Raw genomic sequence first — 14,481 nt, 5'->3', positions numbered from 1 at the left:
AAGGGGAAATTTGTGATTCTCGAGTAAAATTAACAGAAAAAAGCGAGTTAAATTCACTAATGAATATAATTCCCTAAGTATGCAAAATGATAAAAAACATATCATGAATTATATAAGGAGAATTTTTGCATAGCTAATAAAAAAAATACTATAAAAAACTGTCAATAGGTAGATAACAATGTCTCAAAATTAAAGTTGTGTCCTTAACATACTCCAATCTTATATTCATCTATAATTATCTTCTATAATTAATTTTTACCAATTATAAAGTACTATTTTAAGAGGCTTTTTTCATTTTTAATTTAAAAATGAAAAACGATCCAAAAGTTATTAAAATTAATATTAAAGTGTAAACAACAATGGCAATAATTGGATGAAAGACTTTATTTTTAATCTCGAGTTTTACAAAATTGGAAGTCTTTAAATTATTAAATATCTCTTCTTTATTTGGCTTTTCATTGTCAAGTTCGAGAATTACTTCTTTATCTACTCATGATTTATTAAATGCTTCTTGTTCTATTCTATTTCCGATAAGAACATCACCATAATAATTAGCACTCAGTATTTTATTAAACATAGTTCAAGGATTCATGTATAAATCAATTTTTGCTTTGTAATAGTAAGTGCTTAAATTCTGTTCAGTATTATTTGAATTAACTGGATAAGGTAAGTTAATTGCTGAATTAATCGCTTTAATAAAAGCTGTTTGATACATTCTAGCTCCAACTGTAATACTTACTTGTTCTAGTCACTTATTTTCATCTTTACAATTGTCGCCATTTTTAGCAATAATTATATTTCATTTATCTCAAGTTCTCGTATCTAAAAACAGGTGGTCACCATTAAATATTACAAAGGAATTTTTAATAATCCTATCAATAATTTTATAAAATTCTTTCTTTTCTTGATCTTGTTCATTTTCATTTAATTTTTTAAATAAGTTATTAAAACCATACTCTGAATCAAAGGCAAAATCAAATTTTGAATTAGGTATCTTAGGGGTAATTGTGTGATAGAAACTTTTTTCCCAAATTTTTTCTCCATAGTCATTAGATGAGTCATAAACTTGTTTGGGAAAAATGTCTTTAATTGCTGATAAGTGTTCAAAAATTGCGGATTTATTAAATGAATCACTAGATTTGTATTCGCCCTCTTTTCGCAAAATTCCTTCTTTAAACTCTGTTAAAAGACCCGAAATAGCAATATCATAAATTTTTTTTTGTTCCTCGATGGGTTTATATTCATCATTTGGGTTACTTATAGAAGAATCCTCTTTTAATAAAATAGAACCTTTTAAATCGGAGTATGAATTTAACATTTTTTCAGTAAATCCTTTAGGATATTTATTGGCTAAAGTTCTCACATCGTTTGCAATTATATATGATTCATAATTTTTATATGCTTCTCCAGAAGTTGTATATTGGCTAGTTCATGTTTTATCAATCATTTGCCCAATTGATGGAACTAATGGTGTTATGGCACTTAATAAAAAAATTAAAACGCCAAACATTCCTAGAGCGAGATTGAAACCAAAAGTTGACAAAGTAGCTAATACTGCTGTTAAAAATAAATCATACAAGAATACTATGATGAAACCAACTGATAAGTTCATAAGAAAGGTTGAATAAACTAGAGAAGAAGCTGTTAAAGCAAAAATTAAAACAATCATTGTAAAAAAGATATATATTCCAATTGTTCATGCTTTTGATAAAAGTATTCTTTCGAAAAATATTCTAGTTTTAGAAATACCACTTCTAATTTCCAGACTCATAGTCCCATCTTTTATAGAATTTGAAAAATATTTAGAAAAAATATAAAGGTTTAATGCTGTTATTTGAGCTATTGCTATTAAAAATAAAAGAATCATTTCTAAAGAAGACCATTGAGTTAAAACACTCGAATTTCCTTGTAACGCAAATGTGAAAATTGCTAATACAATCAAAAAAGCTAACCCAAATAAAATGGAACTAATCCACAAAAATTTAGATTTTAAAGTTGATCGATAAAAATATTTAAATATTGTTAATTGCATAATTAATCATCATCCTCATTTCGTAAAATATCAACTAATGAAGCTACATTAGATTTGTTCCCTGCTTTTTGTTTATCGACTTTAATTTGTTGTTTTTGATAAGTAACATAATCTTTATATAATACTTCTAATTTTCCGTCTTTGACAAGAGAGTAATTATTATCATAAACAATCACCCCATCTTTAATCAAAACCACTTTATTAATTAAATTCTCCATTTCATCAATAATATGACTTGTAATAATAATTGAAATTTTTAAATCATTTGCTAACGTTTTTAATATTTCTTGAAATTCTATCCTTGCATCAACATCTAAATTAGCTGTTGGTTCATCTAAAGCAATGATTTTTGGATTAGTTATTAAAACACTTAACAATAATGCTCGTTTTTGTTGTCCGGCAGAAAGTTTAGTAAATTTACTTTTTCTGAAGTTTTCTAATTTTAAAAATCTAATTAATTTTTCTAATTTATCAACATAATCTTTAGGTTTTATTCCTTTTAATTCAGCTGAGAATTTTGCAAATTCTATAATATTGAAATGTTTAGGAAAATTATTTTGATCAGGGAAAAAAGCCATTTTTTTCAAATGTTTATTTTCTAATGGTTCACCATTAATTAAAATTTCACCATTTTGTGCAGTATATTCTTTAAAAAGTGTCTTCAATAGAGTTGTTTTACCAGCTCCATTATTGCCTATTAGACCAACAATATTATTTTCTTTTGTTATATCAAAAGAGATGTCTCGAATACCTCTTCCTTCTTTAAATAATTTTGTTATCTCTTTAAATTCAATTACTGGCTCATTAGTTTGCTGGAAGTAACTCAATTGAATCAACCTTTATTTGAATTCCGGCATATGATCAATAGGCATTAATTCATGATGCATATGCTGTTGCACTTACTTTTACTTTTCAAATTACATTATTTTCTCCATGATTAATTGAATTTGATATATTAGATGAATATTTATTTCAATTTACACTCCCTGGGTATTCATCATTTTTTAGGGTCATTTCTTTTTGATTTCAAAGAATTTCTATTGAATCATCAATTGCTTTTTCATTAGATGAATCATAAACATATCCCTTTCCTGAAAATTTAAATTTTGCCCCTTTATAAGCATTCAATAATGCTGATGTCCCAAATTCAGGTTTGTATGTAAAAGTTAAGTCATCTTGATCATTCTGAGTAGAATTATATGCTTCAACTTTTGCATATTTAGTTTCTGTTTTACCATTTTCTGCAATATCTTTAATATTTATAATAATGTTAGAATTAAATGTAACTTTTACCTGACCTTCATATTTTTTAGAGTTATCTTTTGCTTTAATTAAAGCATTTTTATAGTTAGCATTAATTACTTCTACTTCATTTATATCTAAATTTGAATTACATTCTTTAACCTTGTCTAAAATTAACCTACTTGTTGGATTTTGAATTTCTTCTAAATGTTTGGTCTGAATGTGATTTAATAAATCATTAGGACTACCTGAATTAGTTAATGTGACATCAATAGACAAAACTCCAGTAAAAGATGGATTTTTTTTATTAGCCATAAATTTTGCTTTATATTTTATTTCCTTATGTTTGGGTGGTATTTCAAATTGAATTCCTAATATTTTTCATTGATTTTCATTGTAAATAATATCTATCATAGCATCCATAATTTCTGAATTTTTAGAATTTTGGGTTCCTATTTCTAAAAGAATGTATTCTTTTAATTCAATGGGGTTTTGTCCTGTTAAATTTCCTAATTCAATAGATACTGACTCTGATTTAATTTGCGTTAAATTTACTTTATCATTTTCATTTAAATTTGTTAAATGTTGTTTTGTTTCTAAAATAGGATTATTTGGTAATACATTATTGTTTTTTTGTGTTACGGTGTTTGCTCTTGCTAAAACCGGAGAAGCTCCAGACATAGACAACATTGCTAAAAATAATTTAGTCATTTTTTTCCTTTCATAAGTTTATTAATATTTTGAAAATAAACCTTAATACTTATTTTACATTGTTTCGAAAAAAATAAAATTTTCTATTTTCCCAAAAACCAAAGATAATGTCTATTAAATGTATCATTTTAAAGCATGCACATTTTAGCATATTCAATTGAGTCAATATTTTTCAAAAAGAGCATAGACATAATTTTGTTTGAATGCTTTTTATTTTAATATACTGCAAAAATTTTTCATAAGCCTAGTATCAGTTAATTTATCAACTCTCAACATCCTTGGTTTGAGCCCCACAAATTCATATTTTTCTATATTGGTGTAATTAAATTCAAATCATTATTCAAAACAATAATGGAACTAATTTTCAATACACCTGACTGATCAACTTTTAAAAGTGACTTTTTCAAAAATCTCATTTCTTTATATGTTTTAATGTGAAGTCCATCATCTTTTTTAAACTCTAAGAATCCATTTGTGTGCAAACTTTTAAAACACTTAAATCTAACTCTTTAATTATTTGTTTTGCTCCAAGCTTCCCCATAATCTTTAAATTTTCACTTAGTATTCAGTAACATTCATTTTGAATACAACAATGTTCTAGTTTACCTTGATCACTGATTATAAACTATCTTAGAAAACAAAAAAAGTTTAAAGAATCTCTAATTAGAAATTATTTGTTTGGGATATAAAATGCTATCGTTACCATTCAACTTCTACATAATAAAACCTCTTCCGTTACTATAATTTCAATCATTTTTTTTGATTGAAATTATATGCCCCGAAAGAGGAAATCTTACAGTTTTTTAATTTTTAGTCTTGATTGTCTGTTTTGACCTTCAAAATAATCTGATTTTCAATGTCTTGAGCAGTTTCTGGGTTTTGTTTCAGCCATTGTTCAACAGCGCTTTTACCTTGACCAATTTTTTGATCACCAAATGAATACCAAACTCCGGCTTTTTTCAAAATCTCATAAGTCACAGCTAATTCAATGATTTCTGTCATTCGATCAATTCCTTGATTGTAGTTAATTGTAATGACAGCCATTTTAAATGGGGGAGCAACTTTATTTTTGACAACTTTGACTTTGACTTTGTTAGCCACAATTTCACCATTCTCATTAATTGATTCGCCTTTTCTAACTTCTAAACGCACTGAAGAATAGAAACGTAACGCTCTTCCTCCAGTTGTCACTTCTGGATTACCAAAAGTAATCCCGATTTTTTCTCTTAGTTGGTTAATAAAGATGACAATTGTGTTGGTTTTAGCAATAATCCCGTTTAACTTCCGTAAAGCTTTCGACATCAATCTTGCTTGTAAACCAATTGATTGGTCACCCATATCACCCTCCATTTCTGCTTTTGGCGTTAAAGCAGCCACTGAATCTAAGACAACCACACTCATTGCATTTGAACGCACAAGCATTTCTAAAATATCTAAAGCTTGTTCGCCATTGTCTGGTTGACTAACTAATAAGTTGTGAATATCCACCCCGATATTTTTTGCATACTTCGGGTCTAAGGAATGTTCAGTGTCAATAAATGCCACATTCCCATGCAATTTTTGCGCTTCCACAATTGCATGTAAAGCAAGTGTTGTTTTCCCTGATGATTCAGGTCCATAAATTTCGATAATTCTACCTTTTGGAAAACCACCAATTCCAATCGCGTTGTCAATCAGAAAACTCCCCGTTGAAATAGCTTCAACTTTTAAGTTTTGATTATCATCGCCAAGTTTCATGATTGTTCCTTGTCCGAATTGTTTCTCAATTTCTTTTAAGACATCTTTTAAATTTTCGTCTTCTCAAACATTCTTATTTTTAGATGTCATTTTTGTTTCTCCTGGATTTTTAATTAATTCCATTTTTTCTTCCTCCACTATTAGATTAGAAATTTTTTTGGATTTTTTGCAATATTTCTGAAAAAGCGACAGAAATTGCGTTAATTTTGAACTCAATACGGCTTAATTCAGGTTCAACGACCTTAAAACTGGTCATTGAACCTAAATATCACACACAAATATAACCAACCCCAACTTGTTCTTGATTGTTTGTTGTTGGCCCAGCATTACCAGTAAAACTCACCCCAACATGTGCTTTAGTTTGTTTAATTAATTGTTTCACCATTTCTTCAGCCACTTCTTGACTGACAACACCATATTTTTTAATAATTCATTTTTTCACCTTTAAGTGTTTGATTTTAAATTCATTAGAATAAGCAACATATCCACCATAAAAGACTTCACTAGCGCCTGGAATGTTTGTCAATTCATTGGCAAACATGCCACCAGTAAATGATTCTACACTAGCTAATTTTAAATTTTGTGCTTTTAAAATTTCAATAATTTGTTTTCCTAATTTTTCCATAAATAACCTATTAAAAAATACGAGATTTTGCATAACCCACGTTCTGTCCAGTTTCCTGTGTCGACCATCTATCTATCTTTCGATCCTAACTTCAATTCAATTCTTGTCGTTAAGTTCCTCTACCAAAATTTGAGTTTCTTGCTTATGGGGTTTACCGCGTTCCATTTCCAGGTTTCCCTTTACTCGTCTCTGTGGCACCTCAAACCATTCCATAGTTACCCTTAGGTTAGTTTTGCCGTCATCATTTGATGCCTAAATTTATTTTTTCATTTAGCATAATCACTACAATCATCGCAGATTGTGCAAGCGTGGAGTTTCCTCTATATCTTTTTTCAGATATAGCGGTCGACTATCAAAATCTCTTTTTAATTGTATACTTTTTTATTAAAAATCCCATCTTTTTAAGATGGGAGTTGAGAAAATATTTTTATTAATTGCGTTCCTTAAGGAAGGTCGCTTTTCAATAAGTTATATTTATTTGGATTAAATAAATATACTTCAAATATGAGAACAATAAACTTTGAGGAAAGGAAACCCTAACCTCAATAATAGTATTGAATAAATTTCCTAATTTTGCAAGCATTCTTGGAAATTATTTTTATTTTCAAATAAAAAAGTATGTTCATCACATACTTTTGAAATTCAATAATTATTTATCGGCCAATCTTTTTAGAGCATCAACCATTCCTGGATCATTTAAAATTGTTTTTTTTGCATCTTCAAGAGAGTCCATCATATCTTTATATGTTAATGTTCTTGTTTTTTTCATACATTTTATCTCCAATTTCATTTTTATATAGTTAATATAACATATTTATATTCAAATTTTAAACTATTCACCTCATTTAAAAGAAATAGTTATTCCATTTTTTAATGCATTTCTAATTCTCTCTTTTAAAGTTTCACCATCCACACCAGATGAATGATCAACCACTATTCCAGCAGTAAATTCATCTCAATCATTAGGATTTTGTTTTAAAAGATATAAACCACATGCTTTAAGAAAAAACAAAGTAGTAATCAAAGCAGTTCTCTTGTTACCATCTGCAAACTTATGTTTTGTTGCTAAATCATACATTAATTCTGCAGCAACATCAAGAATAGAAAGATTTGGATGATAACTTCATTTTTGCACCAGTGAAGAAATTGTTGCACTTGCCTCTCCTTTTTGTTTTTCAAAATAACTAGAATTTGGCGAACCGAATAATGGTGCAAATTTATTCGCATTAATACAAAATTTAGTTAAACCATTAGCCAATTCTTCATTAAAAACTAATTGATATATTTTTGGTTGAATTTTGATATCTATTTTAGCTGTTTTGTGAATTAAAATAGGTATATAGTCTTTACTTCATAATTTATCAAAATCTTTTGGATTCATAAAATCTAAATAGGGTGTTTTGACCAGACATTCTCGAAACAATTGGATATCTTTATCATTAGCGATGATTCATTTATATGTTTTCATTTTTTTAAAAGCTCCTTAGTCATATTAATTATAAAAAATATTATGTCAAAAATAACTAGCTTTAAAAATGAAAACAATCATTTCAGTAGAAATGATTGTTTCAAAAGGTTATTTTTTATTATTTTCTAAATGGTTCAAAATTTTATTCATCGCTGATTCTAAATTAGAAATCCGTGCATAAATATCAGAATTCGATAAGTTCTCTTTGATTTGTTTATTATGCGTGGTTAAAAAGTCTTTGTTTTGTTCTTTTAAATTAACATTTTCCTCTTTAGTCCGTTTTAACTCTGCTTGTGTTTGACTCAAATCTTGAGCTAATTCGTCAATTTCTGATTGAAAAGCAATGTAATCTTGTTGGATTTCATCCAACAAAACATTTACATCTTCCATTTTATAACCTTGTAATTCAATTGGAAATTCATACGTTTGTAGATCTTCAATTGTAAAATTTTTTATTTTTTTCATATTTTCACCAAAAATATTTTAACATTTTTCTAATCTAATAAGGGGGGATTATGCAACCATTAAACCAACAAGGAATGTTTTTAGAAACAATTTTAAATATTACTCATGAAAAATTTAAAAATGATAACGAGTGTTTAGTCATTAAAATTCCAACAAATTGAATTGTGACAAAAGCCAATGATCATTCATTTTTAAGACATGAAGCTTGTGATTATATTGGTAATTACCAAGGTTTTTATTTTGAATTTGAAGCCAAAGAAACTTATAAAGATTATTTTGACTGAAAAATGATTCGGACAAATCAACTGATTAAAATGAATCAGATTATTCAAAACCAAGGAATTACTTTTTTGATTATTTATTTTGGTAAATACGATGCTTTTTATTATGTGGATTATTTACTCTTAAAAAAATGAGTTGAAGCCAATCAACAGCACATCGCTCATGAGTGATTTGAAATTAATGCTCAACAAATTAATCTCAATAGTCAATTAAAGTTAGACTATTTAAATTGTTTAGACAAAGCTATTCTCAAAAAATAAAAAAGTTACCCAAAGGTAACTTTTTTATTATCATGACGCTTAATTTAAAGATTCTTTTAATTGTTTAGCTTGTTTAAATTTAGCTGAATTTGATGCTGCAATGGTAATTTTTTCTTTTGTTAATGGGTTGATTCCTTGACGTGCTTCACGTTTAGAAACTGAGAATTTTCCAAAGTTAGCAATCGCAACTTCTTCTCCATTTTTTAATCCTTTAGCAATTTCTTCAAACATCAATGTGATAATTCTCTCACTTTGTGCTTTTGATAAATTTTCAGCGTTAATCACTGCTTCAACTAATTCTTTTTTAGTCATTTGTTTTCTCCTCTTTTGTTCTTAAAAAATTGTTGACCAAAATAATTGGTCGTTTGTAATTAAATAGAATTTCATATAAATTTTTAAAAATTTCTGAACTAATATTCAACTCAATACACATATTATAAGCAATTTTCGTAGCATTTACACCCTCAACTGTTAATTTATGATTTTCTAGTGTTTGTTTTGGATTATTTTCCACAGCAATTAGCTTTCCTAATGAATAATTACGAGATTTTGGTGAGGTGGCAGTTAGAATTAAATCCCCTAATCCAGCAAAATTTAAGAAACTTTCAATTTTGGCATTAAATGTTTTGGCAATTGCATACATTTCTTGCACACCCACTGTAATTAGTGATGCACGAGCATTATCACCAATTTCCATACCATCTAAAATTCCAGCTCCAATAGCAATGGAATTTTTTAAAGCTGCAGCAATTTCACAACCGGCAAGATCATCTCAAGGTTCAACAGCAAAATATTCATTTCTGAAGATTTTTGCTAACTCGCGACTAACTTTTAAATCATCACTCACCATCATCACGCCAGTTGGTTTACGATTGGCAACTTCACTAGCAATTGATGGTCCATAAATCGCAGCATAAGTTTCTAATAAATTAGATTGGGCAAATTCTTTTTTCACAAGAGTTGACAATAAGCCCAAACTTTCTTCTTCTAATCCTTTAGCAGTATTCACCACAATCACTTTGTGATTCAACAAAGCAATAATTTGTTGAATCACAGGTTTTAAAGCTTTTGTTGGCACTCCTAAAATTAAAATTTCTGTCTTGGCTAAAGCTGCTGATAAATCAGTGGTTGCTTTAATATTTTTGTTAATTTTTAAATCACCAAAAAACGTTGCATTTTGGTGACGAATTTGAATATCATCAACTTGTTGTTCCATAATTCCATACATCACAACATCATGCCCGTTGTCGGCTAAAACATTAGCTAAACAAGTTCCATAAGCACCTGTTCCAATAATTGTAATTTGTTTTTTCATTATTTTCTCTCCCTAAATAGTAAAGTAATTGGTACACCTTCAAAACCAAATTGTAAACGAATTTGGTTTTCTAAAAAGCGTTTATATGAGAAGTGGACATAACTAGGATTATTAACAAACATCACAAACGTTGGTAAATATGCTTCAACTTGTGATCCATAATAAATTTTTAATCTTCCCCCGTTATGATCTGGGGCTGGGTTCAAGAGTTGCGCACGGTTTAAAATTTCATTAAAAACTGATGTTTTGATTTTTTTCTTTAAAGCTTCATTAATACTATCAACAGCTTCATAAATTTTTCCAATTCTCGTTTTATCATGAGCAGAAATAAAGAGAATTTTAGCATATTGTAAATATTTAAAATAACTTCTGATTTCTTCTTCTTTTTGTAAAATCGCTTTTTCTTTGTTTTGCACTAAATCTCATTTATTTACCACAATAATGATTGGTTTGCGTTCTTCAAATGCTAAACCACCAATATTGGTGTCTTGGTCAGTAATCGTTTGGGTGCCATCAACCATTAAAACAACAACATCAGCATGATTAATTGAACCAAGACTTCTTAAAAAACTATATTTTTCTATCCCTTCATAAATTTTACCTTTTTTTCGAATTCCAGCAGTGTCAATCAAAACATATTTTTTATTATTATATTGGATTGGTGTATCCACCGAATCAAGAGTGGTACCTGCAATATCAGAAACAATCATCCGTTCTTCACCCACTAAAGAATTAATTAATGATGATTTTCCGACATTCGGTTTACCAATAATTGCAATTTTAGGAATGTCATTTTTAGCTGGTACTTCATATTTAGGTAATTGGTGAACAATGCCATCTAGCAAATCTCCAATTCCAATTCCGTGTGTTGAAGAAATCATAATTGGGTTACCTAATCCTAATGACATAAATTCAAACATATCATTTTCAGAACCTTTTTTATCATATTTATTGACTGCTAAAATGATTGGTTTATGTGTTTTATATAAAATTCTGGCCACCATTTTATCTTCATTAGTTAAACCTTCTTTAAAGTTTAAAACAAAAACAATTACATCAGCTTCTTGCATCGCAATTTCAGCTTGAATTTTTACTTCTTTAGCAAATACTTGGTCTTTTAAAGTAATTCCTCCAGTATCAATGACCATGAATTCACGGGTTAATCATTCCGCATCACCATAAATCCGATCACGAGTCACACCAGGTATATCTTCAACAATCGATTTTTTCTCACGAATAACACGATTAAAAAGTGATGATTTTCCGACATTTGGGCGACCAACAATCGCCACAATTCCTTTTTTAGCCATGTTGACCTCTTTCTATTTGTTTGATTCTTTCAACAATTAAATCAACAGTTTGATCTAAAGTTAAGTTTGAATTGTCAATCACTCAAGCATCTTTAACAATTGTTAAAGGACCATCTTGACGATTTTTATCATTGAAATCACGTTCAATAATCATCTTTTCAATTTGTTCGACACTCATGTCTAAAATATTATTTTTCAGATTTTGAACATATCTTCTGACTGCTCTAATTTGTGAAGAACAATCTAAATAAATTTTCAAATCAGCATTCGTTAACACCACACTCGTGATATCACGCCCAATGGCAATTGTGCCCGGGACATTACTAATTTGGCGTTGTTTGACAACCATCATTGCTCTAATTTCACCAATCACTGTTACTTTGTTAATTTCTTTTAAAACATCACTAGTTTGTAATTGGTCATTAACATTTTCACCATTTAAAAAAACAAGATTATTCCTGATTTCATAATTGAAATCAGGAATTAATGCAATGATTTCTTGACGGTTATTAAAATTAATCTTTCTTTTTAAACCAAGTAATGTAAAAGCTCGATACATTAATCCAGTGTCAATAAAATGATAATTAATTTTTTGAGCAACTTGTTGCATTGTTTCGGTTTTGCCAGAACCAGCAGTGCCATCAACGGCAATAATTAATTTTCTCATACATTCCTTTCTAAAAAATAAATGGTAAAGCCAAGGCTAAAATCATCCCAATAAATAAAATTGGTACCAAAATTAAAAACCATTTATATTTAATTTTATATTTATTTTTTTCGTTATTTAACCGTGAAACACGATCATGCATTTGTGCTTTGGTTTCTTTGACTAAAGTTGCAATTTCAACATCTTTATTTTTTTCAATTAGATTCTCTAAAGTTCGTGAATCAGCAAAGGGGTTAGAAGCAATTGTGCGATCATGAATATTTTGTCTTGATCATTCTTCTAAACGATGACTTCTTTCTTCAGTAATCATTTTCATGCGGTCTAAAAGATTTTGCAAAGATAAAGAGGTTAAAACGTCTTGGGAAATTTTACCTTCTGTTTTAGCTTTTAAAAAATTATTCAAATCACTCTCATTAACTTGTTCAGACTTAACTAAAATATTTAAATAATCTTCTAAAATTTGTTGATTCTCAGGGTTAATAATTTTTTTAGAATTGTCATTTTCAATATAAAAATTCACTAATTGGAGAGTTTGATTGATTTCTGCTAAAACTGCAGAAAAATGTTCTTTATCAATTGTGTTTAAAGAATCAGTGATTGAAGTTAAATAACGATTATTTTGGGTTTGAACTTTTAAAATTTCAATTTCTTTATTCGTTGAGGCAATGGTTTCTTTATGAATTTCATTACGTGATATAAATTGATCTGACATAAATTCCCCTTTAACTTATTAATTATACTAAAAAACCACTTTAAAATAATGGTTTTAACGATATCTATGGTTAATTGGGCGCATTCTAATCTCAACTAAAAAGAAGACAGTGTAAGCAATTGCAAACCTTAAGAAGTTCATTCCTAAAACAACTCCAATAACGGTTCAATTAAAATTATCCCAAGTGATTTGTCCTTCTTCATGACCATGGTCATGACGAGCGTGATCATCAACCACCATATTTTTATCTTGAATATATAATACAAAGACAAAGAGAGCTGTAGCAATGATTGAAGCAACAAAGAGCATGATGACTAATGGAGGGGTTCTTTTAAGTAAATCTTTTTTCTTATTTGGTTCTTTATGAATTGGTGAGTTTTTAAAAAGAATATAGAAGACAAATCAAGTAGTGAAAACAACAATTAGATTAGTGATGCTATCAACTAAAATTTGTAATGGTAGATGATGGGGATCGATTAGCAAATGAATTCAAGGTTCAACAAAAGCAATTAACATTGCAAAAACAGGGCCAACAATTGGTAGTGATAAAAAGATAATAATCATATCAAAAAAACGTGTTGGTAATCTTAGCTGACCAATTGGGACAGCTAAGATTTCTAATCCCATATCAATAGCAGCAGCAACAACAGACAATGCTAAAAACACACTGGTCATAGAAATTTTTAAAATGAGATTTTTACGTGAGTATTTAAAATGATTTCTCATTTTAAATTCATCTCTCGTAATATAGTCAACATTTCCTTTAACATCAAAGTGTTTTTGGTCATGATAATGATCTCTGTTTTCTGAATGTTCTACTTGTGATTCTTCAGATTGTAAATCTTTTTTAGTTTCATCTGGATTATTTTTCATTTTAACTTAGCCTCTATTTATAAAAATTATAAATAAGAATAAAAATTTTGCAATGGTTAGAGGCGATAGTTTTTAATTAATAATAAAACTGGTTTATAAATCAAAATGAAAATAAAAACATTAATCGCATATTTAGCAATATTTAAACCAAAAATGATTGGTAAATAACCAGCTCGAGTTTCGACTGGAACTTTATAAGCTGATAATAAAAATCATCAGTTTAATAAAGTTCCAAAACCAGCAGTAATCAAAATAATTAAAATTAAGAGTGGAATTTGCACCCAAAAGATTTTACTTAAGATATTGGAAGTTTGTAATCTGACCATGACAAATTTTGCTCAAAATAAAATGGTAGCTGTCAGTGTTATGAAAAAGCAATCAATTAAATCCATTGCCAACAGTCCAACTCATTCATCTCCAAATAAAACACGAAACCAGGTGGCAATTTGAATAAAAATGATTGTATAAAACAAGTTCGAAAAGAAGAGAAAAATTAAAATTGTAAAAAACGAAACTTCTAAAACAAAGAACCAAAAGTGAAAGTTAACAAATTTAGAAAAAATCGAAACCACCACATTTAAAGCAAGAATCATCGCAATTAAAGAAATCTTTTTCACTGGTAAAGCAAAATAATTACGAATAATTATTTTGCGATTACGTTTATTAATTTCAGCTGTATCTAATTTATATCCTCAAATCACATTTTGCTGGCTTTGGTAATCTTTATAATCTTTTTTCATCAATTTCTAAATATCAACTTTCCAATATGTATATTTTAAAGA

Annotated in this window: 15 protein-coding genes and 1 other RNA gene; 1 reads left to right on the top strand and 15 read right to left on the bottom strand. The window is 28.4% G+C overall.

What is annotated here, in order from left to right:
• Window positions 1–277: 277 nt before the first annotated feature.
• The 8 genes from P695_RS0100970 to P695_RS0100925 form a co-directional block, all read right to left on the bottom strand.
• Window positions 278–1,771 (bottom strand): ABC-2 family transporter permease, encoded by a 1,494-nt coding sequence (locus P695_RS0100970; RefSeq protein ID WP_146063673.1) that lies wholly within the window; start codon window positions 1,769–1,771, stop codon window positions 278–280.
• Between the two features lie 263 nt (window positions 1,772–2,034).
• Window positions 2,035–2,859, bottom strand: a complete 825-nt coding sequence (locus tag P695_RS05230; RefSeq protein ID WP_051437279.1) for an ABC transporter ATP-binding protein — start codon at window positions 2,857–2,859, stop codon at window positions 2,035–2,037.
• Window positions 2,837–3,985 carry a hypothetical protein gene (locus P695_RS0100960; protein WP_028126451.1) on the bottom strand — a complete coding sequence of 383 codons (1,149 nt, stop codon included), beginning with the start codon at window positions 3,983–3,985 and terminating at the stop codon, window positions 2,837–2,839. The genes P695_RS05230 and P695_RS0100960 overlap by 23 nt, the downstream gene beginning before the upstream one ends.
• Window positions 3,986–4,795: 810 nt before the next feature.
• Complete coding sequence (gene recA, locus P695_RS0100950) at window positions 4,796–5,845, bottom strand: recombinase RecA (RefSeq protein WP_211227784.1); 1,050 nt, start codon at window positions 5,843–5,845, stop codon at window positions 4,796–4,798.
• Window positions 5,846–5,867: 22 nt separating this feature from the next.
• Window positions 5,868–6,347, bottom strand: coding sequence for a CinA family protein (locus P695_RS0100945; RefSeq protein ID WP_035026097.1), 480 nt, complete (start codon window positions 6,345–6,347; stop codon window positions 5,868–5,870).
• A 27-nt stretch (window positions 6,348–6,374) separates the two neighbouring features.
• An RNA gene (gene rnpB, locus P695_RS05975) (RNase P RNA component class B) lies at window positions 6,375–6,706 on the bottom strand.
• 473 nt (window positions 6,707–7,179) lie between these two features.
• The gene (locus tag P695_RS05815) at window positions 7,180–7,815 is read right to left on the bottom strand and encodes a type II toxin-antitoxin system death-on-curing family toxin (RefSeq protein WP_051437277.1); all 636 of its coding nucleotides are present in this window, start codon (window positions 7,813–7,815) and stop codon (window positions 7,180–7,182) included.
• A gap of 108 nt (window positions 7,816–7,923) precedes the next feature.
• Window positions 7,924–8,280 (bottom strand): DivIVA domain-containing protein, encoded by a 357-nt coding sequence (locus P695_RS0100925; RefSeq protein ID WP_028126448.1) that lies wholly within the window; start codon window positions 8,278–8,280, stop codon window positions 7,924–7,926.
• 50 nt (window positions 8,281–8,330) lie between these two features.
• Between P695_RS0100925 and P695_RS0100920 the strand changes: the two genes are divergently transcribed.
• A complete protein-coding gene (locus tag P695_RS0100920) occupies window positions 8,331–8,822 on the top strand; it encodes a Holliday junction resolvase RecU (RefSeq protein ID WP_028126447.1) in 492 nt (163 codons plus the stop codon).
• A gap of 39 nt (window positions 8,823–8,861) precedes the next feature.
• On the opposite strand, the gene P695_RS0100915 is transcribed toward P695_RS0100920, so the two are convergent.
• The 7 genes from P695_RS0100915 to P695_RS0100885 are packed head-to-tail and all read right to left on the bottom strand — an operon-like array spanning window position 8,862 to window position 14,439.
• On the bottom strand, window positions 8,862–9,134 hold the full coding sequence (locus tag P695_RS0100915; protein WP_028126446.1) for an HU family DNA-binding protein: 273 nt from the start codon (window positions 9,132–9,134) through the stop codon (window positions 8,862–8,864).
• Window positions 9,127–10,137, bottom strand: a complete 1,011-nt coding sequence (locus tag P695_RS0100910) for an NAD(P)H-dependent glycerol-3-phosphate dehydrogenase (RefSeq protein ID WP_035026095.1) — start codon at window positions 10,135–10,137, stop codon at window positions 9,127–9,129. Before P695_RS0100910 ends, P695_RS0100915 begins: the two co-directional genes overlap by 8 nt.
• Window positions 10,137–11,447 carry a ribosome biogenesis GTPase Der gene (gene der / locus P695_RS0100905; protein ID WP_028126444.1) on the bottom strand — a complete coding sequence of 437 codons (1,311 nt, stop codon included), beginning with the start codon at window positions 11,445–11,447 and terminating at the stop codon, window positions 10,137–10,139. Before der ends, P695_RS0100910 begins: the two co-directional genes overlap by 1 nt.
• A complete protein-coding gene (cmk, locus tag P695_RS0100900; protein WP_028126443.1) occupies window positions 11,440–12,114 on the bottom strand; it encodes a (d)CMP kinase in 675 nt (224 codons plus the stop codon). The genes der and cmk overlap by 8 nt, the downstream gene beginning before the upstream one ends.
• Window positions 12,115–12,124: 10 nt before the next feature.
• A complete protein-coding gene (locus P695_RS0100895) occupies window positions 12,125–12,826 on the bottom strand; it encodes a hypothetical protein (protein WP_028126442.1) in 702 nt (233 codons plus the stop codon).
• A 54-nt stretch (window positions 12,827–12,880) separates the two neighbouring features.
• Window positions 12,881–13,699, bottom strand: a complete 819-nt coding sequence (locus tag P695_RS0100890; protein WP_028126441.1) for an ECF transporter S component — start codon at window positions 13,697–13,699, stop codon at window positions 12,881–12,883.
• A gap of 56 nt (window positions 13,700–13,755) precedes the next feature.
• Entirely contained in the window at window positions 13,756–14,439 is a 684-nt protein-coding gene (locus P695_RS0100885; protein ID WP_028126440.1) for an ECF transporter S component, read from the bottom strand.
• Window positions 14,440–14,481 lie beyond the last annotated feature (42 nt).

Source organism: Williamsoniiplasma lucivorax ATCC 49196 (assembly GCF_000518285.1).
Classification (GTDB): domain Bacteria; phylum Bacillota_I; class Bacilli_A; order Mycoplasmatales; family Mycoplasmataceae; genus Williamsoniiplasma; species Williamsoniiplasma lucivorax.
Note: the sequence above shows the minus strand (reverse complement) of the source record. Positions and strands in the feature narration are given on the sequence as shown.